Source organism: Streptococcus sp. sy004 (genome assembly GCF_007859205.1).
In the GTDB taxonomy this organism is placed as follows: domain Bacteria; phylum Bacillota; class Bacilli; order Lactobacillales; family Streptococcaceae; genus Streptococcus.
Genome location: NZ_VOHP01000001.1, coordinates 207,607 through 228,625 on the forward strand (window position 1 = coordinate 207,607; position 21,019 = coordinate 228,625).

Consider the following 21,019-nt stretch of genomic DNA (forward strand, 5'->3'; position numbering starts at 1 on the left):
GATGATGAGATAGAAATTGTGTGAAAGGAGGTTAGGAAATGGCTTGGATTTTTGATGAAAAATCGCCAATTTATATCCAGTTAGCACAGCGGATCAAAATGAAAATCATCAGTGGTCAATTAACCAGTGGTGATCAATTACCGACAGTAAGAGAATTGGCTGAAGAAGTAGGAGTCAATCCTAATACGACACAAAGAGCCTACAAGGAATTGGAACAAGAAGGTTTGGTCTTTACGACACGGACCTCTGGTCGTTATGTGACTGAAAATAAGTCCTTGTTAAAAGATATTCGTCATGATGTGGCTCATACAGAAATTCAATCATTTGTAGCGAAGATGAAGGATTTCGGCTTTGTGGAAGCTGAGATTTTGAGTAAGGTTAAATCTTATTTGGGAGGGGACGATTCATGACAACTTTATTAAGTTTGCAAAATGTATCAAAATCCTATGGGAATTCTCCTGTTTTGGCGAACCTTAATTTGGAATTATCTGAAGGTAAAATCATTGGTTTATTAGGACCAAATGGTAGTGGCAAGACAACCATGATGAAGTTAATCATGGGATTGTTAACAGCAGATCAAGGTTGTATTTTAATTAAGGGACTAGCTCCGTCTGTGGCAACCAAGGCCATGGTGTCTTATTTGCCTGATCAGACCTACTTGAAAGATTATATGAAAGTGGTCGATATTATCAATTTATTTGCTGATTTCTATGTGGATTTTGACAAGGAGCGAGCAAAAGCATTGTTGAAGGATTTGGCTATTGACCAAACACAGTATCTTAAAAATTTATCCAAAGGGGATAAGGAAAAGGTTCAACTGCTTTTGGTGATGAGTCGTAAGGCGAAATTATACTTGCTAGATGAGCCGATTGCTGCAGTGGATGCTGTGACACGAGAATATATTTTAAGGACAATCATTAGTAATTATTCGAAGGACGCTTCTGTGTTGATTGCGACTCACTTGATTGCTGATGTCGAGCCTGTTTTGGATGACGTCATTTTTTTGGACAAGGGTCAAGTTCATTTACAAGGAGCTGTCGATGATTTACGTCAGACTTATGGCATGTCAATGGATAAGCTCTTTCGTGAAAGATTTAAGATTTAAGGAGAACGGTCATGTTTTTGAAACTCTTAAAGTATGAAGTAAAATCTGTGAGCAAGTGGTATCTAGGGCTTTATGCTCTATGTTTGGTCATGGCTTTTATCTTACGTTGGTTGACGCCGGAATTTCAAACTCTTGGTCAATCTATTACCTTACCTAATTGGCTATACACGGTGTATAGTTTTTCTGCTGTTGCGACTGTTTTGCTACTTGTTGCAGTGATGATTGCGACTATATTTATTATCTGTCGTCGATTTAGCCAAGATATGTTTGGTCGTCAGGCTTATTTAACGCTGACCTTGCCGGTATCAACGCATCAAATCTTGATGTCAAAAGTTTTGGTTGCCTTACTCTGGTCTTGTTTCAATGCCGTAGTGGTCTTTATTGGAATTGGACTTAGTTTTGAGTTATTTGACATTTCGACATGGACGCTATTGTGGGGGCAGATAAGTTCTGTCAACTGGACGGTTAGTCTAATCCAGTGGTTGTTGGCAATGAGTAGGGAAATCTTAACCATTTACTTGGCGATTGCTATCGGGCATTTATTTAGAAATCGTCAGATTTTGATTAGTTTTCTTGCCTATTTTTTGATTTTGGTGCTTACTGCTATAATCAATAAGTTCTTGGAAATTGCCATTCTTGATACAACGAGCTACTGGGTTGTGATGACCTTGTTTACAGTTGTTTGTATCGGGATTTATTATGGAATGACTTATTTTATTATTAAAAATCGTTTGAATTTACAGTAATAGTGGGGTGTTTGGTTACTCCACTATTTTTGTCTGCAATTAGGGAGAATTCATAGTATAATAAAAGAAATACTAATCGGAGAAAAACTTATGTTTGTGCAGTTGGATACAAAGACCGTCTATAGTTTTATGGACAGTCTGATTGACCTAAAAGGTTATTTGACAAGAGCAAAAGAGCTAGGTTATCAGCAAGTGGGTATCATGGATAAGAGCAATCTTTATGGGGCTTATCCATTTATGCAAGAAGCTAAGAAGCTGGGGCTAAGTCCTATTATTGGCATGGAGGCAGACGTGACGATAGAAGGCAGGCAGTGTGCAGTCTATCTATTGGCTCGAAATACCCGTGGCTACCATCGTTTGCTAAAATTGGCTACTCAGGTCATGACCAGTGGTTTGACTCAGGAAGACTTGGTCACTGATTTAAAAGGGTTAACGCTTATCATTCCTTATTTTGAAGGGATTGAGCAGTTGGAGCTGCCTTTTGATTATATGATTGGAGTCTTCTTGGATAGTCCACAACTCGTTTATCCTAAGCCTATTATTCCCTTACAGACAGTTCGCTATTATCAAGAATCAGAAATGGAAGTATTACAGGTTCTGCATGCCATTCGTGATAATAGCAGTCTAGCACAGGCTGGTTCTGTACAAGCTGGGCAGGTCTTGCTATCGGCACAGGAGTTGACTGAGCATTTTCAGGAGCGTTTTCCAGAAAGCCTAGTCAATTTGAAAGGATTGGTGACAGGGATAAGTTATCAGTTGAACGACCACCTAAAATTGCCTCGTTTTAATCAGCAAGTGCCAGCTCATCAAGAGTTGCGTCAAGAAGCTGAGTTGGGCTTAAAAGCCAAACAATTATGGCAACCAGTTTACCAAGAGCGTCTGGATAAGGAATTGTCGGTCATTCATAAAATGGGCTTTGATGACTATTTTTTGATTGTTTGGGATCTCTTGCGATTTGGACGCCGTCAAAAGTACTACATGGGAATGGGCCGTGGTTCAGCTGCGGGTAGTTTAGTTGCCTACGCCTTAGATATTACAGGTATTGATCCTGTGAAAAATCAACTGCTGTTTGAACGTTTTCTGAATGAAGAACGATACAGCATGCCAGATATTGACATCGATATTCCAGATATTCATCGTAATGCGTTCTTACATTATGTCAAAGAACGTTATGGTCAAGAGCATGTGGCTCAGATTGTGACCTTTTCAACCTTTGGGGCTAAACAGGCTTTGCGAGATGTCTTTAAGCGGTTTGGGGCGAGTGAGTATGATTTGACTGTCCTGAGTAAGAAAATTCGTTTCAAGGATACCTTATCTCTAGTCTATCAAAATAATCTATCGTTTCGCCAGTTGATTTTGGAGAAAAAAGAGTATCAAAAGGCATTTGCGATTGCTAAACGCATTGAAGGACAGCCACGTCAGACCTCGATTCACGCAGCAGGGATTGTGATGAGTGATGATGAATTGACCAATCATATTCCCCTAAAGTCTGGTGACGAAATGATGATCACGCAATTTGATGCCAATAGTGTGGAGGCCAATGGCCTGTTGAAGATGGACTTTTTAGGTTTGCGTAATTTAACTTTTGCTCAAAAAATGGCAGAAGAAGTAAAAAGACGCTATGGTCAGGAAATAAAGATTGCTTCTATTGATTTAGAAGATTCTAAAACATTGCAATTGTTTGCTCAAGGTCAAACCAAGGGGATTTTTCAGTTTGAAAAATCAGGAGCTATCAATCTGCTGAAACAAGTGAAGCCACATTGTTTTGAAGAAATTGTAGCGACAACTAGTCTAAACCGTCCAGGAGCAAGTGACTACATTAGCAATTTTGTCAAACGTAAGTTTGGTCAAGAACGGGTTGAAACCTTATCACCAGAGATTGATCCAATCCTACAATCGACCTATGGGATTATGCTTTATCAGGAGCAGGTCATGCAGATTGCTCAGGTCTATGCAGGCTTTAGTCTTGGCAAAGCCGATCTGCTTAGACGAGCCATGTCCAAAAAAAATCAACGAGAAATGGCAGCCATGGCTAGTGAGTTTTTGACTGGAGCCATTACAAAAGGTCATGATCAACAGACTGCCCAAGCTATTTTTGAACGCATGGCTAAGTTTGCTGGTTATGGCTTTAATCGTAGTCACGCTTATGCTTACTCGGCCTTAGCTTTTCAGTTAGCTTATTTTAAGGCACATTATCCAGATGCTTTTTACCACATTATGTTGAATTACTCAAATAGTGATTATATCAGGGACGCCTTACAACAAGGTTTTTCACTAGCTCCTATTTCAATCAATGATATTAGTGAGTATGATACAGTTACAGATGGTCGCATTTATTTAGGTTTGAAACGGATTAAGGGGCTTGGACAAGATTTAAGTCAGTGGCTGTATGCTAATCGTCCTTTTACTAGTGTTGAAGATTTTCTGATGCGTTTGCCAGAGTCGTATCATAAGATTGATTTGTTAGAAACCATCACTAAGGCAGGACTATTTGATGACTTAGAACCCAACCGTCAAAAAATTTTACAAAATTTGCCATCTCTCTTAAATTTTGTGACTCAATTAGGAAGTTTATTTGCCCAGTCATCTTATCACTGGACTGAGGCTAATGACTTTTCAAGCCAAGAAAAGTACGAGATGGAACAAGAAATTTTGGGTGTAGGGGTAAGTCCCCATCCAGTTTTTCAAATTTTAAGAGAACAAGCGGGTCACTATATCCCTTTTGATGACTTGGTCAATGAAACCACAGTAACGGTTCTAGGTCAGATAGAGAGTATCCGAGAGATTCGCACCAAGACGACAGGTCAGTTGATGGCGTTTGTTGGTTTAACTGATGGCGTGAAAAGGTTGGATGTGACTATTTTCCCAAATGATTATCAACGTTTAGCTCAACAATTAGAAAAAGGAAAGATAGTTTATATCAAAGGAAAGGTGCAAGAACGACAGGAACGTTTGCAGTTGATTGCTCAATTAGTGAGTCCTGTCATTACAGAAAAATTCTGGATTCAATTAGCTAATCATGATCATGACCGCGAAATATCAGCTATTTTAGCTCAATATCCTGGTGATTTTCCTGTTATTTTAAGATACGAGGAGGAGAAAGAAACCTTACGAAGTCGAAATTACCGTGTCTCCAAGTCAAAAGAAATGGAAGAAAAATTAAAAACTTATGTGATGAAAACGATTTTTCACTAAAAAGTGAAGAATTTTACTTGTGAATGTGCTATAATGATGTAGTTAAAAAGAAAAAGGAGTACAAAGATAAATGAAACGTATTGCTGTTTTAACCAGTGGTGGTGACGCTCCAGGAATGAATAATGCGATTCGAGCAGTTGTTCGTAAAGCAATTTCAGAAGGAATGGAAGTTTACGGTATCAATCGTGGCTATGCTGGTATGGTTGAGGGAGATATTTTCCCAATGGACGCTAAGAGTGTGTCTAATATTCTCTCACATGGTGGCACTTTCCTAAAATCTGCTCGTTATCCTGAATTTGCCAAGTTAGAAGGACAATTAGCTGGAATTGAACAATTGAAAAAACATGGTATTGAAGGTGTAGTTGTTATCGGTGGTGATGGTTCTTACCATGGTGCTATGCGTTTGACAGAGCATGGTTTCCCAGCAATTGGTATTCCAGGAACCATTGACAATGATATTGTTGGAACAGATTATACGATTGGTTTTGATACAGCTGTTCGAACAGCAACAGAAGCTATTGATAAAATTCGTGATACATCATTTAGTCATGGTCGTACCTTTATTGTTGAAGTTATGGGACGCAACGCAGGTGATATTGCTCTTTGGGCAGGTATTGCTACTGGTGCAGACATTATTGTAATCCCAGAAGAACCATTTGATATGAAAGAAGTTGTTGCCAACCTTAAAGAAGGTTATGAAGTGAAGAAAAAAGATCACTTTATTATCGTTCTTGCTGAGGGTGTGATGAGTGGTGAAGAATTTGCCAAACAGATGCGTGAAGCGGGTGACACAAGCGATCTTCGTATCACAAACTTGGGTCACATCCAACGTGGTGGTACACCATCCCCTCGTGATCGTGTCTTAGCTTCTTGGATGGGATCACATGCAGTTGAATTGCTTAAAGCTGGTAAAGGTGGTTTAGCTGTTGGTGTGAAAAATGAGCAATTGATTGAAAGTCCAATTCTTGGAACAGCAGAAGAAGGTGCTTTGTTTAGCCTAACTGAAGATGGTAAGATTGTGGTTAATAACCCACATAAAGCCCGTTTGGATTTTGCTAAATTGAATAAAGGTTTGGCGCGTTAAGCGATAAAAATATCAAATAGGAGTAAAGAATAAATGAATAAGCGTGTAAAAATTGTTGCAACCCTTGGTCCAGCGGTGGAATTCCGTGGTGGTAAAAGATTCGGTGAAGATGGTTACTGGGGTGAGAGTCTTGATGTTGAAGCGTCAGCTCAACGTATCGCTCAGTTGATTAAAGAAGGTGCCAATGTATTCCGTTTTAACTTTTCACATGGTGACCACGAAGAGCAAGGTCAACGTATGGCAGTCGTTCGTCGTGCCGAAGAAATTGCTAACCAAAAAGTTGGTTTCTTGTTAGATACTAAAGGTCCAGAAATCCGTACGGAATTATTTGAAGGTGACGCAAAAGAGTACGACTACACAACTGGTGAAAAAATCCGTGTTGCGACAAAACAAGGTATTAAATCAACTCGTGATGTGATTGCCCTCAACGTTGCTGGTGGTTTGGATATTTTTGATGATGTGGCTGTTGGTCAACAAATCCTTGTTGATGATGGTAAATTGGGCCTTCGTGTTATCGCTAAAGATAATGCCACTCGTGAATTTGAAGTAGAAGTTGAAAACGATAGTGTTATCGCTAAACAAAAAGGTGTAAACATTCCAAATACCTCAATTCCATTCCCAGCTCTTGCTGAGCGTGACAATGCTGATATTCGTTTTGGTCTTGAACAAGGTTTGAACTTTATTGCCATTTCATTTGTTCGTACAGCTAAAGACGTAGAAGAAGTCCGTGCTATCTGTGAAGAAACTGGTAACGGTCATGTTAAATTGTTTGCTAAGATTGAGAACCAACAAGGTATTGATAACCTTGATGAAATCATCGAAGCAGCAGATGGTATCATGATTGCTCGTGGAGATATGGGTATCGAAGTACCATTTGAAATGGTTCCAGTTTATCAAAAAGTCATTATCAAGAAAGTTAACGCTGCTGGTAAAGCTGTTATCACTGCAACAAACATGCTTGAAACAATGACTGAAAAACCTCGTGCTACTCGCTCTGAAGTATCAGATGTTTTCAATGCGGTTATTGATGGTACCGATGCAACAATGTTGTCAGGTGAGTCTGCAAATGGTAAATACCCAGTAGAATCAGTGCGTACAATGGCAACTGTTGCTAAAAATGGTCAAGCTCTACTTAGCGAATACGGTCGTCTTGATCCATCAAGCTACGATCGTAGCAATCAAACAGAAGTTATTGCCTCTGCTGTTAAAGATGCAACTAACTCAATGAATATCAAGTTGGTTGTGACCATTACAGAATCAGGTAATACGGCTCGTGCGATTTCTAAATACCGTCCAGATGCAGATATCTTGGCAGTGACTTTTGATGAAAAAACTCAAAAATCATTGATGATTAACTGGGGTGTCATTCCAGTTGTGACAGCTAAACCTGCATCAACTGATGATATGTTTGACTTGGCTGAGAAAATGGCACTTGAATCAGGTTTGGTTGAAACTGGTGATAATATCGTTATTGTTGCTGGTGTACCAGTTGGTTCTGGTGGTACGAACACAATGCGTATTCGCACAGTGAAATAATAAAATGATCTAAAAGTTACCAAAGTTTATTTTGGTAACTTTTTATGATTGATAAAAGGGTATTGCTTTACAATTTGTTTATTCTATTTTCAAAAATAATAAGCTAGAATATGCCATTAAAACATGATATAATGGTTAAATGGAAAAAGAATAAGGGGGCTAGGATGCTTAAACGAGATTTTATCAGAAATATATTTGGTTTACTCTTAATAGCTGGTGTTTTTCTTGGATTACGAACGTTTGTCTTTTCAACTGCCAAGATTACAGAAGCGGAGAGCAATACTTATTTAAGAACAGGTGATTTGGTACTTATCAATAAAAAGAAACAAGCAAAGTTGCGTGATTTTGTGCAATATGATGTTGAAGGTAAGACTTATATTGGTCGTCTTATTGCAGAAGCAGGCGATTCTGTTGTTTATATGGATGATATTTTCTATCGTAATAATCAAGCAGAGAACGAACCTTATTTAACCAGTTTAAGAAATCAATATGTAACCAGTGACATGTCGCCTAGCTTTACCGAGGACTTTGATTTGACGACACTGACTGGACAATCTCTAACAAATATTCCTGAAGGTTATTATCTCATTCTTAATGATAATCGTAAGAATCAAGCAGATAGTCGTCAATTTGGTTTGATCAAAAAAAGTCAGATAAAGGGCGTGGTTGAATTTAGGCTCTGGCCCATGGATGATTTTGGCTTTATTCGGACAGAATAGAAGATCAACGCTGAGTTGGTCTTTTTCTTTAAATGACTAGACCAATTGTACATACGTGAAATTCTTGACAAAGATTTTATAAAGTAATATACTGATAAGGGTTAGTTTATGATTATAAAAATGACTAGACCAATTTTATAAAGGAGAAATAGTCCGAGTGACTAGATAGAATGATATGTGTGGAATTGTAGGAGTTGTTGGAAATTCTAATGCAACTGATATTTTATTACAAGGTTTAGAAAAATTAGAGTATCGTGGCTATGACTCAGCTGGAATTTTTGTGACAGCAGGAGATAAGACTGCCTTGATTAAGTCGGTTGGTCGCATCGCTGATTTACGTGATAAAGTTGGCAATCAAGAGCTGGGAGACCGTGGTATTGGTCATACACGTTGGGCAACTCATGGTAAACCGCTAGAAGAAAATGCTCATCCTCATCAATCAGAAACAGGACGTTTGACCTTGGTTCATAATGGGGTGATTGAGAACTACGCTGAACTGAAAGAAGATTATCTAGCAGGACATCATTTTAATGGTCAAACCGATACAGAAGTGGCTGTTCACTTGATTGGTAAGTTTGTCGAAGAAGATGGCCTAGATACCTTGTCAGCCTTTCGTCAAGCTCTTCAGTTGATTAAGGGGTCTTATGCCTTTGCTTTGATTGATAAGGAAGATGCGGATACTATTTATGTGGCTAAAAATAAATCACCACTTTTAATTGGGGTTGGTCAGGGTTATAACATGGTCTGTTCAGATGCGATGGCCATGATTCGTGAAACCAATCAATACATGGAGATTCACGATCAGGAGTTGGTAGTATTGACTAAGGATAGTGTTTCTGTTCAAGACTACTCAGGTAATTCATTGGAGCGTGAGGCCTACACGGCAGAACTTGATTTGTCAGATATTGGTAAGGGAACTTATCCTCACTACATGTTAAAAGAAATTGATGAGCAACCAAGCGTGATGCGTAAGCTGATTTCGACTTACGCAGATGCAAATGGAAATATGGCAGTTGATCCAGCTATCGTTAAAGCTGTTCAAGAAGCTGACCGTCTGTATATTATTGCAGCAGGAACGTCTTACCATGCTGGTTTTGCTTCGAAACAATTTTTGGAAGAATTGACTGACACACCAGTAGAGTTGGGAATTGCTTCTGAGTGGGGTTATGGTATGCCGCTTTTGAGTCAAAAACCCTTGTTTATCTTCTTAACCCAATCTGGCGAAACCGCTGATAGCCGTCAAGTCTTGGTTAAGGTGAATGAATTAGGCTTGCCAAGTTTAACAATTACTAATGTTCCAGGTTCAACCCTATCTCGTGAAGCTAGTCATACGATGTTGCTTCATGCAGGTCCTGAGATTTCAGTAGCTTCAACCAAAGCCTATACGGCACAAATTGCGACTATGGCTTTCTTGGCTAAGGCAGTTGGTCAAGCAAACAATAATACGAAAGCAGCAGCCTTTGATGTGGTTCATGAGTTGTCACTTGTGGCACAATCTATTGAAGCCAGTCTGTCTGATAAGGAAATGATTGCCAATAAGGTGGAAGAATTGCTCTCAACAGCTCGCAATGCCTTTTATATCGGTCGTGGTAATGATTATTATGTCGCTATGGAGGCTGCCCTTAAACTGAAAGAAATTTCTTATATTCAATGTGAAGGATTTGCTGCGGGGGAATTGAAACATGGGACAATTTCACTGATTGAAGATGGAACGCCAGTGATTGCCTTGATGTCAAATAATTCAATCCTAGCACCACATGTTCGTGGTAATGTAGCAGAAGTTGCAGCTCGTGGTGCCCATGTGTTGACCATTGTTGAAGAAGGTATTAACAAAGAAGATGATGATATTGTTGTGAGTAGCGTTCACCCTTATCTATCTAGCATTGCTATGGTTATTCCAACTCAGTTAGTGGCTTACTATGCGTCACTCCAACGTGGTTTGGATGTGGATAAACCACGCAACCTTGCGAAATCAGTTACAGTAGAATAAAAAGGAGAAAATCATGCCGAATTGTCCAAAATGTCAATCAGAATATGTCTATGAAGATCGCGATCTTTACATCTGTCCAGAGTGTGCATATGAGTGGAATCCAAATGAAACGGTAGAAGATAGTGATGAATTAGTTGTTCTTGATAGCAATGGTACGCGCCTAGCAGACGGCGATAGTGTAACAGTTATTAAGGATTTGAAAGTTAAAGGAGCTCCTAAGGATATTAAACAAGGAACTCGTGTTAAAAATATTCGATTGGTTGAGGGTGACCACAATATTGACTGTAAGGTTGATGGTTTTGGTGCCATGAAATTAAAATCAGAATTTGTTAAAAAGTTATAAAAGTTAAAGAGAAGCAGGTGCTTCTCTTTCTTTTTCCTGCTTGGTAAATTATGTTATAATAATAGCATGTTAGAAAAGAAAAAATTATTACTCATTGATGGGTCATCTGTCGCGTTTAGAGCCTTTTTTGCCCTATACAATCAATTAGATCGTTTCAAAAATCAAACTGGTTTGCATACAAATGCCATTTACGGTTTTCATCTTATGCTGGATCACATGATGGAACGTTTGCAGCCAACTCACGTTCTAGTGGCTTTTGATGCTGGTAAAACGACCTTTCGGACAGACTTATTTAAAGACTATAAGGCTGGTCGGGCAAAAACGCCTGAAGAATTTCGTGAGCAGTTTCCTTATATTCGTGAGATGTTGACCCATTTGGGGATTACCTATTATGATTTGCCCAATTATGAGGCAGATGACATTATTGGTACGATGGCCAAGTTGGCAGAGGCGTCAAATCAACCTTTTGAGATTACCATTGTTAGTGGTGATAAGGACTTGATTCAGCTTACAGATCTGAATACCGTGGTTGAGATTTCTAAAAAAGGTGTGGCAGAGTTTGAAGCTTTCACACCGATCTATCTCAAGGAAAAACTAGGTTTAACACCGCAACAATTTGTGGATCTCAAAGCCCTAATGGGGGATAAGTCGGATAATATTCCTGGTGTGACTAAGATTGGTGAGAAAACTGGTCTGAAGCTCTTGCATGAATTTGGCAGTCTAGAAAATTTATATGAACGTTTGGACGAGCTAAAATCTTCTAAGATGAAAGAAAACTTAATCGCAGATAAAGAGCAGGCTTTTTTATCTAAGACCTTGGCGACCATCAACACCCAAGCACCAGTGACGATTGGCTTAGATGATTTACTTTATCAAGGGCCAAACCTAACCAGCCTTGCTACTTTCTATGAGGAAATGGACTTTAGACAGTTCCGTCAAGCCTTGGATTTGCCAGAACCAGCCGCAGAAAAGATTGCTTATCAATTAGTCACAGAAGATCTTAGTACTGAGATGTTTTCAGAGGACCAATTCTTTTACTTTGAAATCTTAAATGACAATTATCATGTAGAAGATATTGTTGGTTTTGCTTGGGGAAACGAACAAAGGATTTATGTCAGTCAAAATCTTTCTTTATTAAACACAGACTTATTTAAAAAAGTGTTATCGCAACCGATCAAAACTTATGACAGTAAGCGAACCAAAGTCTTGTTGCATCAATTAGGCATTGATTTGCCAATGGCTAGCTATGATAGCCGCTTGGCCAAGTACTTGTTATCCACCGTTGAAGATAATGACTTGGCAACCATTGCTCGTCTATACGGCAAGGGGCAACTAAGTAGTGATGAACAAGTTTATGGCAAAGGTGTCAAACGTACCTTACCAGAAGATAAACTCTTCCATGCTCATTTGGCAAGAAAGATTCAAGTTCTGATAGAAACAGAACCGATAATGAGTCAAGCTCTAAAAGATAATCAGCAGGAAGATTTATTCTACGAGATGGAATTGCCTTTGGCTTTTGTTTTGGCTAAGATGGAAATAGCAGGTATTAAGGTTGAGCAATCCAGTTTACAAGAGATGGCTTTGGAAAATCAGTTGGTGATTGATCAATTAACAGAAGAAATCTATGACTTGGCTGGTGAAATTTTTAATATCAATTCGCCCAAGCAATTGGGGATTATCTTGTTTGAAAAAATGGGGCTGCCGCTATCAGCTACCAAGAAAACCAAGACGGGTTATTCAACAGCAGCTGATGTTTTAGAGCGTTTGGCTCATCAGTCAGACTTGGTTAGAAAGATTTTAGATTATCGTCAAATTACTAAATTGCAGTCCACCTATATTCTTGGTCTACAAGATTATATTTTAGACGATCATAAAATTCATACACGTTATGTACAAGATTTAACCCAAACAGGTCGTCTGTCTAGTACTGATCCTAATTTGCAAAATATTCCTATTCGTTTAGAACAGGGGCGTTTGATTCGTAAGGCATTCAGACCGTCACATCCAGATTGGTTATTGTTGAGTTCAGATTATTCTCAAATTGAATTGCGAGTTTTGGCTCATATCTCTGGTGATGAGCATTTGATTGACGGCTTTAAGCAAGGGGTGGATATTCATACCTCAACAGCCATGCGGGTTTTTGGTATTGCCAGTCCAGATCAAGTGACCGATAATGACCGTCGCAATGCCAAGGCGGTTAATTTCGGAGTGGTTTATGGGATTTCTGATTTTGGTCTGTCTAATAACTTAGGCATTAGCCGCCAAGCAGCTAAAACTTATATCGAAACCTATTTTGCACGTTATCCAGGGATTAAGACTTACATGGATCAGATTGTCGCAGACGCTAAAACTAAAGGGTATGTTGAAACCATCTTTAAACGTCGGCGTGAATTGCCAGACATCCATTCGCGTAATTTTAATCTGCGTAGCTTTGCGGAACGAACTGCCATCAATTCTCCAATTCAAGGGAGTGCCGCTGATATTCTAAAAATAGCTATGATTGAATTAGATAAACAACTGACTGAAAGAGGGTTGAAAGCTAGAATGCTTTTGCAGGTGCATGATGAAATCGTCTTGGAGTTGCCTAAAGAAGAACTAGAAGAAGTTCAACTCTTGGTTAAGGATACTATGGAGAATGCCGTTAGTCTGGCAGTGCCACTTTTGGTTGATCAAAGTTATGGTCAAACCTGGTACGAAGCAAAATAGACCATTAGTCAGTTGTTGAAGAAATTTAGGTATCAATAAATTGGTCGATGATTGATTTACTTCACATGAAATTAAAATAAAGAGGTTGGGAGGTGTGGCTGTGATCATTTTATCAGAAACAGATCGTATGATTTATGAAGAAACATTGGAAGAGCTAAAAGAACGTCATATTCGATTGACGGATACACGAAAGGCGATTTTGGCTTATATGGTTGAGAGTCATGAACACCCAAGTGCAGAGAAGATTTATCAGGATTTACTACCAGACTATCCTAGTATGAGTTTGGCGACTGTTTACAACAATCTCAAGGTTCTGGTTGATGAGGGTTTTGTTAGTGAGTTAAAATTACCACAAGATAACACCAGCTATTATGACTTTTTAGGTCATCATCATCCCCATGTTATTTGTCAAAATTGTGGGAGAATTGTTGATGTCATGTTAACTAACCTACCTGATGTGAAATTAGCTATTCAAGCTGAAACAGGTTTTAAGATTACCAAAACGCAGACCATGATTTATGGGATTTGTCCCTTATGTCAAGAAAAAAAGGCTTAGACAGTTGTCTAAGCCTTTTATGATTGGTGATGTTTTGTGACTTGATCATAGAAGACCACTTTGGCAGTAGTATAGTAAGGTAGAATATATATCATCAAAAGATTGGCAGTTACTACACTTAAGATAAGCCAAGGCATAAAGGATAAATCTAAGAGAAAGGCTTGTTTTCGATGGCCTTTCATCAAACGACGACTGGTCATTAAAACGTGATGTGGATTTTTATAAGTATTTGATTCTAGTTGATCAGTAAGAATTAGTTCAACTTGAGAAAAGGTATAGTACCAAAATCCATACATCATTAATCCTATGATAACAACAATTAGTAAAACAAAGACAAATATAGGATCAAGAACCGTATCATTGATTTCAACTGGATATATTTTAGATATGATAAAGTAGAGTACAAAAGCAATAAGTCCTAAGATAACTATAGAAAAAAGATAAAAAAGCATGAAGTAAATATAGTGTAGTAAAGAAACAAGAAGGTATCTCCCTAGATAAGATAAAGAAAAACTTCTGGTGCTATCTGTAAATGTTGGACTGGTTTGTTTCTTACGCCAAATATCCAACATAGTTAGACTGGCTGATAGAGTAAAAAGAATGGCGAATAAAGGAATAAAACGAAAACCAGGTAAAGTAAGATTTTCTTCGTTTTGTAAAAGTATTCTTTCTATACCTGTATAGATAAGGATAAGTAAAATCGGAGTTAAGAAAATTTTGTATTTATTTGGTGTTTGTTTTAGTTGATGCCTAGCTGCTTGGCGAATAGATTTATTGGTCATCATGGTAGTAGTCTCCTTTTGTCTTATTTTCATTATATCATATCTCATGACAGTAGTTCATTTTTTTGGTAAAATATGGGAGTCAAGAAAGCCTGGAACTGTATTTTCCAGTTGCAAAGTAAAGGAGATAAGATGACGCAACATCCAATTCAATATCGTTTGATTAAAAAAGAGAAACACACGGGGGCTCGTTTGGGGGAAATTATTACTCCACATGGCACTTTTCCGACGCCTATGTTTATGCCAGTCGGAACTTTAGCAACGGTTAAAACTCAGTCACCTGAGGAATTAAAAGAAATGGGTTCAGGGATTATTTTATCGAATACCTATCACTTATGGCTACGCCCAGGTGATGAATTGGTGGCTCAAGCTGGTGGTCTGCACAAATTTATGAATTGGGATCAAGCCATTTTGACAGATAGTGGTGGTTTCCAAGTTTATTCTTTAGCAGATAGTCGTCAAATTACAGAAGAAGGAGTGACTTTTAAGAATCATCTCAATGGCTCTAAGATGTTTTTATCGCCAGAAAAGGCGATTGCCATTCAGAACAATCTTGGTAGTGACATCATGATGAGTTTTGATGAATGCCCTCAATTTTATCAGCCCTATGATTATGTGAAAAAATCTATTGAACGCACTAGTCGTTGGGCAGAGCGTGGCTTGAATGCCCACCGTCGTCCACATGACCAAGGTATTTTTGGAATCGTGCAAGGGGCTGGTTTTGAAGATCTTCGTCGTCAGTCTGCTCAAGATTTAGTCAGCATGGATTTTTCAGGTTATTCGATTGGCGGTTTGGCTGTCGGAGAAACGCATGAAGAAATGAACGCGGTCCTAGATTTCACAACGCCATTGTTACCAGAAAATAAACCACGTTATTTAATGGGAGTAGGTGCACCAGATAGCCTGATTGATGGTGTCATTCGTGGTGTTGATATGTTTGACTGCGTTTTACCAACTCGTATTGCGCGTAATGGGACCTGTATGACCAGTCAGGGACGTTTGGTTGTCAAAAATGCTCAATTTACGGAAGATTTCAGTCCACTGGATCCAAACTGTGATTGTTATACTTGCCAAAATTATACACGCGCTTACATTCGTCATCTTTTAAAAGCAGATGAAACCTTCGGTATTCGTTTAACAAGTTACCATAATCTTTATTTCTTGGTTAATTTAATGAAACGTGTGCGTCAAGCTATTTTAGATGACAATTTGCTGGAATTTAGAGAAGATTTTATAGAACAATATGGCTACAATCGTTCTAAGCGTAATTTTTAAGGTTGACTTAAGCTAAGGAAGCTATAATGTAAATATCCTAAAACTTTTCTTTTTCATAAATCTCCAAAACCACTCTTTCGTCAAAGGGTGGTTTTTTCTATTGACAACAAGTTGTAAGATGTTAAAATGATAATAAAGAAAGCGATAACATATCTTGTGGATAGGATTGATTGGAGGTGGCAAGCTATGACATTTAGATCCTTGACGGCTAATTTTTATCATTTGATATTAAGTCGGTCGAGTCGTAATATTGCAGATAGTTTTTATTGGATTGCCTTATCAATTGGTTTAATTCAAGTCTATCAGATTGATGCAGGTAGTTTATCTCTATTTGCCCTACTGGGCTTGATTCCTCAGTTGACTTCTTTTTTATATGGTCCAGTGATTGACCAGATTAAGCAAGACAAGACTTGGTTGATTACCTTTCAAGTCAGCCAGTTATTTTTGATTATCTCAATCATCTGTTGCCTGACGTTTAAGTGGCAAGTGGCCTGGATGTATGGACTTAACTTTCTATTTCATCTGGTGACTGTTTGCTTAAATACCATGCAAATGAAAATTATCCCAGACACCTTGGATAATGATGACGACTTGATTGATAAGTCAATTGATCTCCAATATGCAACGTCTAATGTGTTAGATATTTTGAGTAATTTTTTGGCGTCTTGCTTGTTAGCCGTCATTTCCTATAAGGTGCTTTTACAACTGAGCCTGCCATTTTTTATTGCTGCCATTTATTTTATTTGTCGAATACAACTCAAACCAAAGCAAACGATAGAAACGGCAGCTGACAAGGAACCTAACAAAAAAGAAAATTTGGCTCAGTCGATTGCCATTTTTCGCTCATCTCCTTATGCGTCCTTGATTGTTATGGTAGAGTCATTTCTAAGTGGAGGAACAGATTTATTGCTGACCTTGATGCCCTTATACCTTTTACAAGAAGGAATTTCCATTCAGCTAGTTGGACTGGTTTTAGCCGTTCAGCGTGGAGCGGACTTGCTTGGGGCTTTTATCGCTCCTAAACTATCGATTTCACCAAGACGATTTTTCTTTATGGACTATATTATCTCAGGCACGTGTTTATTATTGGTTTTTCTAGTAGCCAATCCCTACCTTAAACTTTTTCTCTTTTTCCTAACCTTTGTGATTATTGGGATTTCTGGTAATATTTTTGAGAAACTGATTTATGCAGAATATGATCATGATAAGATGGCAGTGGTTTATTCAACCAATTCAAGTTTGTATGCTTTTTGGGGAATTTTATTTCTGTTGATTCCAAGTGTGTATCAAAATATCTTGGTCTTAGGTATTGCTATCAATGCCTTAACCATACTTGTCGGTTTTTATTTAGCCATCAACTATAAAAAAGAGGCTTAATCTTAAGCTTCTTTTCAAATCAACTGAAATACCTTTACTTTTTAGTTGAATTATGATACATTGAACAGAAATAGAAAAACATCTGTACTTTAATCAGATAATCTTAGGGAAAGTAGGGAGAGATATGATAAAAAATAAACGGTTGTTTAGTTTATTAGGTTTAGGATTTTTAGCCCTCATTATTTTTGGGGTATTCAGTTCACAAAAAAAACAAGAGTCAGCACAAGAAGAAGTCAAGGTCGGAGTCTTGCAATATGTTACGCATGAGGCCTTAGATACTATCTATGCTGGTATTCAAGAAGGTTTGAAACAGGCGGGTTACGATGATAAACGTGTCACGATTGATTTTTTAAATGCTGAGGGCGATCAAAGTAAGGTTCAAACCATGAGTCAGACTTTGGTTAATAATGGCAATCAGGTCTTGGTTGGGATTGCAACACCAGCAGCTCAAGGTTTGGCCAATGCGACCAAAACTATTCCAGTTGTTATGGGAGCCGTCACTGATCCAGTTGGTGCTAATTTGGTCAAAGATTTGGAAAAACCAAGTGGTAATGTCACAGGGGTTTCAGATCAGACACCAATAGCTAGTCAACTAGAGTTGATTAAGACCTTGACACCATCTGTTAAAATCATTGGGATTTTATACAGTAGTAGTGAAGATAATTCCAAATCTCAAGTTGAAGAATTTGCTAACATGGCACAAACCAAGGGTTACCAAGTTGAAACCTATGCTGTTCCTTCAACCAATGAAATTGCAACGACGTTGAATGTGATGTTAGACAAGGTTGATGCCTTATGGGTGCCTTTAGACAATACCATTGCTAGTGCTTTTGCGACCGTTGTTTCAGTGACTAAGGAAGCGAAAAAACCAATTTTCCCAAGTGTGGACACTATGGTTGCAGAAGGAGGCTTGGCTTCCGTAGTTATTGATCAATATCAATTAGGTGTAGCAACTGGTCAAATGGTTGCCAAGGTACTTGATGGTGAAAAAATTGCAAATCTTCCTGTGGAGATTTTTAGTGAAGGTAAGCCAGTGATCAATAAAAAGGTTGCAGTTGAGTTAGGGATTTCAATTCCAGAAGAAGTGTTATCATCAGCTAGTCAAATCATTGAATAAAAAAGTTGGGACAATTTGTTCCAACTTTTTTATTTAGCTTAGCCATAAAACCACAAGATAGGCTAGAAAAAGAAAAGGAACAAAAGCAATACTTTTGTGCTTATTTTTGCCAATAAAATAATAAGTTAATCCTAGTAAACTAGCTAGTTGGAGTAAATAAAGTAGCTGATAAAAATCGAGAGTAAACGCTAGACTAGCCAAAAAGAGAAAGTCCCCATTGCCAATTTTAAGCGGAAGAAAAGTCGCTAAGAGAGCCAAAAATAAAAAGAATAGGCTAATTTGGTTAATAGGATGAAAGAAAAAAAGGAGACTACTACCGATAAGCCAAATACAAAGAGGATAGGCTTGCTCTTTCAAATCATATAAAGTCAGGATTAAACCGAGATAGATTAAGATGGTCTGGGCAGGACTGATGACGTCTGTATAGCAAGCTAGTGCAACGAGTCCAGACGTTAGTTCTAGTCCAGCATACCAAAGGGGGAATTTAGCATGACAAAATCGACAACAAGAGCCATTAATCAATTGTGAAAAAATTGGAATTAAGTCTCTAACAGTTAATATTTTTTTGCAATGGTTGCAGTGACTTCGGGGAAAAAGAATAGATTTTTCTGGAAAGCGATCAAAAACTAACCCTAAAAAAGAGCCTAGGCTAGCTCCAAGGAAAAAAATTAAAATAGTCTTCATACTTTTTAATTCGCTAATTCGTTTTAAAAAGTTAAATGCTTGACAAAGTTTTTTAGAACGATTATAATTAAAACATAAAATAGAAAGAGGTATAACAAATGACAACAAGATCTTATGATGGTACTAAAGAAGTTTTGAACCAAGCAGTAGCTGATATTTATAAGGCTATTTCAATTATTCGTCAGGCACATTGGTATATGCGTGGTCAAGGTTTCCTTTACCTACATAAAAAGATGGATGCTTTGATTGATGGATTAGATGGTCATTTGGATGAATTAAGTGAACGTTTGATTATGTTGGGTGGTGCACCATACTCAACTCTTGAAGAATATCATCAAGTATCTAAACTTGAAGAAGTTAAAGGTAGTTTTGATGTTCCAATGGCAGATCGTTTGACACGATTGATTGAAGTCTATACTTATCTAGCAGAACTTTATCATCAAGGTTTAGAAGTAACGGATGAAGAAGGCGAAGCCGTTGCTAATGGTCTGTTTGCAGATGCCCTAGCTGATGCAGATAAGGTCATTTGGATGCTTAAAGCTGAATTAGGTTAATAAAAGCAGTCAGTTCCTAACAAGGAGCTGGCTATTTTGGTCATTGAAAACTGTTCTTGAATTTGCTAAAATGAATAGGGTATGAAAGACTTATATGATGTTCAACAGTTGCTCAAACGATTTGGAATCTTTGTTTATTTGGGCAAACGCTTATATGATATTGAGATGATGAAGATTGAATTGGAGCGTCTTTATCAAAATGGCTTGTTAGCTAGGGAAAACTATTTGCAAGCAGAGTTGATTTTACGACGGGAGCATCGATTGGAAAAGGAGCAAGAAAATGACAAGAAAATTACTAGGAATTGATTTGGGTGGCACGAGCATTAAATTTGGTATCGTGACTCAAGAAGGAGACGTTCAGGACAAATGGTCGATTGAAACCAATAATTTAGAAGATGGGCGTCATATTCTACCAGATATTATAGCCTCTATTAAGCATCGTTGGGAACTTTATGGCTTGACCAAGGCTGATTTTATCGGTATTGGGATGGGTTCCCCAGGAGCAGTTAATCGTGAGCAAAAAACGGTTACAGGTGCTTTTAATTTGAATTGGGCAAAGACTCAAGAAATTGGTCAAGTGATTGAAACCGAATTAGGCTTACCTTTTGCTATTGATAACGATGCCAATGTTGCTGCCTTGGGAGAGGCTTGGGTCGGTGCTGGTGATAATCAATCTGATGTCGTTTTTATGACCCTTGGTACAGGTGTTGGTGGCGGCATTATCGCTGATAGCAACCTCATTCATGGTGTGGCTGGAGCAGGTGGTGAGATTGGTCACATGATTGTAGCGGCTGAAACAGGTTTTGCTTGTACATGTGGTAATACAGGTTGCTTGGAAACAGTGGCTTCAGCGACAGGTATTGTACGAGTGGCTAGGCTTTTAGCAGAAGAATATGAAGGAGTATCGCCTATTAAAGCAATGATTGACAATGGTGATGACGTGACGAGTAAGATTATCTTTGATGAAGCTAAAGCAGGTGATTACTTGTCTAATCAGATTGTGGATAAGGTGGCTAACTATCTCGGTTTAGCTGCTGCCAATCTAGGCAATATTCTTAATCCTAGTGCCATTGTTATTGGTGGTGGGGTTTCTGCAGCAGGTGATTTTTTGCTTCAACGTGTAGAAACTCAATTTAAGCGTTATGCTTTTCCACAAGTGCGTCAAACCACTCAGTTGAAATTAGCAGAGCTAGGAAATGATGCAGGTATCATTGGTGCAGCAAGTTTAGTTCGTCAGCTAGGATAGAAAA

General features: G+C 38.3%; 19 protein-coding genes. 17 read left to right on the forward strand and 2 right to left on the reverse strand.

Features of this window, described 5'->3' with window-relative positions; genetic code table 11:
- The first annotated feature begins 38 nt into the window (after window positions 1-38).
- The 11 genes from FRX54_RS01160 (at window position 39) to FRX54_RS01210 (ending at window position 13,980) form a co-directional block, all read left to right on the forward strand.
- Complete coding sequence (locus FRX54_RS01160; protein ID WP_146460115.1) at window positions 39-410, forward strand: GntR family transcriptional regulator; 372 nt, start codon at window positions 39-41, stop codon at window positions 408-410.
- On the forward strand, window positions 407-1,105 hold the full coding sequence (locus tag FRX54_RS01165) for an ABC transporter ATP-binding protein (protein ID WP_146460117.1): 699 nt from the start codon (window positions 407-409) through the stop codon (window positions 1,103-1,105). Before FRX54_RS01160 ends, FRX54_RS01165 begins: the two co-directional genes overlap by 4 nt.
- Before the next feature lie 11 nt (window positions 1,106-1,116).
- Window positions 1,117-1,851, forward strand: coding sequence for a hypothetical protein (locus FRX54_RS01170; protein WP_146460119.1), 735 nt, complete (start codon window positions 1,117-1,119; stop codon window positions 1,849-1,851).
- A gap of 90 nt (window positions 1,852-1,941) precedes the next feature.
- Window positions 1,942-5,046, forward strand: coding sequence for a DNA polymerase III subunit alpha (locus FRX54_RS01175; RefSeq protein WP_146460121.1), 3,105 nt, complete (start codon window positions 1,942-1,944; stop codon window positions 5,044-5,046).
- A gap of 70 nt (window positions 5,047-5,116) precedes the next feature.
- A complete protein-coding gene (pfkA, locus tag FRX54_RS01180) occupies window positions 5,117-6,130 on the forward strand; it encodes a 6-phosphofructokinase (RefSeq protein WP_146460123.1) in 1,014 nt (337 codons plus the stop codon).
- Between the two features lie 33 nt (window positions 6,131-6,163).
- The gene (gene pyk, locus FRX54_RS01185) at window positions 6,164-7,666 is read left to right on the forward strand and encodes a pyruvate kinase (RefSeq protein WP_146460125.1); all 1,503 of its coding nucleotides are present in this window, start codon (window positions 6,164-6,166) and stop codon (window positions 7,664-7,666) included.
- 164 nt (window positions 7,667-7,830) lie between these two features.
- Complete coding sequence (gene lepB, locus FRX54_RS01190) at window positions 7,831-8,385, forward strand: signal peptidase I (RefSeq protein ID WP_146460127.1); 555 nt, start codon at window positions 7,831-7,833, stop codon at window positions 8,383-8,385.
- 175 nt (window positions 8,386-8,560) lie between these two features.
- Window positions 8,561-10,375 (forward strand): glutamine--fructose-6-phosphate transaminase (isomerizing), encoded by a 1,815-nt coding sequence (gene glmS, locus FRX54_RS01195; RefSeq protein WP_146460130.1) that lies wholly within the window; start codon window positions 8,561-8,563, stop codon window positions 10,373-10,375.
- A 13-nt stretch (window positions 10,376-10,388) separates the two neighbouring features.
- Window positions 10,389-10,718: a zinc ribbon domain-containing protein YjdM gene (locus tag FRX54_RS01200; protein ID WP_146460132.1), complete on the forward strand. Its 330-nt coding sequence runs from the start codon at window positions 10,389-10,391 to the stop codon at window positions 10,716-10,718.
- Window positions 10,719-10,784: 66 nt separating this feature from the next.
- The gene (gene polA / locus FRX54_RS01205) at window positions 10,785-13,424 is read left to right on the forward strand and encodes a DNA polymerase I (RefSeq protein ID WP_146460133.1); all 2,640 of its coding nucleotides are present in this window, start codon (window positions 10,785-10,787) and stop codon (window positions 13,422-13,424) included.
- Between the two features lie 127 nt (window positions 13,425-13,551).
- Window positions 13,552-13,980, forward strand: coding sequence for a Fur family transcriptional regulator (locus tag FRX54_RS01210; protein WP_146460754.1), 429 nt, complete (start codon window positions 13,552-13,554; stop codon window positions 13,978-13,980).
- A gap of 17 nt (window positions 13,981-13,997) precedes the next feature.
- On the opposite strand, the gene FRX54_RS01215 is transcribed toward FRX54_RS01210, so the two are convergent.
- Complete coding sequence (locus FRX54_RS01215) at window positions 13,998-14,765, reverse strand: DUF975 family protein (RefSeq protein ID WP_186652404.1); 768 nt, start codon at window positions 14,763-14,765, stop codon at window positions 13,998-14,000.
- A gap of 129 nt (window positions 14,766-14,894) precedes the next feature.
- Between FRX54_RS01215 and tgt the strand changes: the two genes are divergently transcribed.
- The 3 genes from tgt (at window position 14,895) to trpX (ending at window position 18,531) form a co-directional block, all read left to right on the forward strand.
- Complete coding sequence (tgt, locus tag FRX54_RS01220; RefSeq protein ID WP_146460137.1) at window positions 14,895-16,037, forward strand: tRNA guanosine(34) transglycosylase Tgt; 1,143 nt, start codon at window positions 14,895-14,897, stop codon at window positions 16,035-16,037.
- Window positions 16,038-16,223: 186 nt separating this feature from the next.
- Entirely contained in the window at window positions 16,224-17,414 is a 1,191-nt protein-coding gene (locus tag FRX54_RS01225) for an MFS transporter (protein ID WP_146460139.1), read from the forward strand.
- Window positions 17,415-17,541: 127 nt separating this feature from the next.
- A complete protein-coding gene (gene trpX / locus FRX54_RS01230; protein ID WP_261379615.1) occupies window positions 17,542-18,531 on the forward strand; it encodes a tryptophan ABC transporter substrate-binding protein in 990 nt (329 codons plus the stop codon).
- Window positions 18,532-18,564: 33 nt separating this feature from the next.
- Here trpX and FRX54_RS01235 read toward each other — a convergent pair whose 3' ends face one another.
- Window positions 18,565-19,215: an A24 family peptidase gene (locus tag FRX54_RS01235; RefSeq protein ID WP_146460142.1), complete on the reverse strand. Its 651-nt coding sequence runs from the start codon at window positions 19,213-19,215 to the stop codon at window positions 18,565-18,567.
- A gap of 98 nt (window positions 19,216-19,313) precedes the next feature.
- On the opposite strand from FRX54_RS01235, the gene FRX54_RS01240 reads away from it, so the two are divergent.
- The 3 genes from FRX54_RS01240 to FRX54_RS01250 all read left to right on the forward strand — a co-directional run bounded on the left by FRX54_RS01240 (window position 19,314) and on the right by FRX54_RS01250 (window position 21,015).
- Window positions 19,314-19,769 carry a DNA starvation/stationary phase protection protein gene (locus tag FRX54_RS01240; RefSeq protein ID WP_146460144.1) on the forward strand — a complete coding sequence of 152 codons (456 nt, stop codon included), beginning with the start codon at window positions 19,314-19,316 and terminating at the stop codon, window positions 19,767-19,769.
- Window positions 19,770-19,850: 81 nt separating this feature from the next.
- Complete coding sequence (locus tag FRX54_RS01245; protein ID WP_146460146.1) at window positions 19,851-20,075, forward strand: YqgQ family protein; 225 nt, start codon at window positions 19,851-19,853, stop codon at window positions 20,073-20,075.
- Window positions 20,050-21,015: an ROK family glucokinase gene (locus FRX54_RS01250; RefSeq protein ID WP_146460148.1), complete on the forward strand. Its 966-nt coding sequence runs from the start codon at window positions 20,050-20,052 to the stop codon at window positions 21,013-21,015. Before FRX54_RS01245 ends, FRX54_RS01250 begins: the two co-directional genes overlap by 26 nt.
- The last annotated feature ends 4 nt before the right edge of the window (window positions 21,016-21,019 follow it).

What these genes read in the sequence shown, in the direction of transcription:
- tgt (WP_146460137.1), top strand. Translation starts at nt 14,895, where the DNA reads ATGACGCAACATCCAATTCAATATCGTTTGATTAAAAAAGAGAAACAC.
- FRX54_RS01235 (WP_146460142.1), bottom strand. Translation starts at nt 19,215, where the DNA reads ATGAAGACTATTTTAATTTTTTTCCTTGGAGCTAGCCTAGGCTCTTTT.
- pfkA (WP_146460123.1), top strand. Translation starts at nt 5,117, where the DNA reads ATGAAACGTATTGCTGTTTTAACCAGTGGTGGTGACGCTCCAGGAATG.
- FRX54_RS01215 (WP_186652404.1), bottom strand. Translation starts at nt 14,765, where the DNA reads ATGATGACCAATAAATCTATTCGCCAAGCAGCTAGGCATCAACTAAAA.
- FRX54_RS01210 (WP_146460754.1), top strand. Translation starts at nt 13,552, where the DNA reads ATGATTTATGAAGAAACATTGGAAGAGCTAAAAGAACGTCATATTCGA.
- FRX54_RS01245 (WP_146460146.1), top strand. Translation starts at nt 19,851, where the DNA reads ATGAAAGACTTATATGATGTTCAACAGTTGCTCAAACGATTTGGAATC.
- FRX54_RS01170 (WP_146460119.1), top strand. Translation starts at nt 1,117, where the DNA reads ATGTTTTTGAAACTCTTAAAGTATGAAGTAAAATCTGTGAGCAAGTGG.
- FRX54_RS01160 (WP_146460115.1), top strand. Translation starts at nt 39, where the DNA reads ATGGCTTGGATTTTTGATGAAAAATCGCCAATTTATATCCAGTTAGCA.
- glmS (WP_146460130.1), top strand. Translation starts at nt 8,561, where the DNA reads ATGTGTGGAATTGTAGGAGTTGTTGGAAATTCTAATGCAACTGATATT.
- FRX54_RS01200 (WP_146460132.1), top strand. Translation starts at nt 10,389, where the DNA reads ATGCCGAATTGTCCAAAATGTCAATCAGAATATGTCTATGAAGATCGC.
- pyk (WP_146460125.1), top strand. Translation starts at nt 6,164, where the DNA reads ATGAATAAGCGTGTAAAAATTGTTGCAACCCTTGGTCCAGCGGTGGAA.
- FRX54_RS01240 (WP_146460144.1), top strand. Translation starts at nt 19,314, where the DNA reads ATGACAACAAGATCTTATGATGGTACTAAAGAAGTTTTGAACCAAGCA.
- FRX54_RS01175 (WP_146460121.1), top strand. Translation starts at nt 1,942, where the DNA reads ATGTTTGTGCAGTTGGATACAAAGACCGTCTATAGTTTTATGGACAGT.
- FRX54_RS01225 (WP_146460139.1), top strand. Translation starts at nt 16,224, where the DNA reads ATGACATTTAGATCCTTGACGGCTAATTTTTATCATTTGATATTAAGT.
- polA (WP_146460133.1), top strand. Translation starts at nt 10,785, where the DNA reads ATGTTAGAAAAGAAAAAATTATTACTCATTGATGGGTCATCTGTCGCG.
- FRX54_RS01165 (WP_146460117.1), top strand. Translation starts at nt 407, where the DNA reads ATGACAACTTTATTAAGTTTGCAAAATGTATCAAAATCCTATGGGAAT.
- FRX54_RS01250 (WP_146460148.1), top strand. Translation starts at nt 20,050, where the DNA reads ATGACAAGAAAATTACTAGGAATTGATTTGGGTGGCACGAGCATTAAA.
- lepB (WP_146460127.1), top strand. Translation starts at nt 7,831, where the DNA reads ATGCTTAAACGAGATTTTATCAGAAATATATTTGGTTTACTCTTAATA.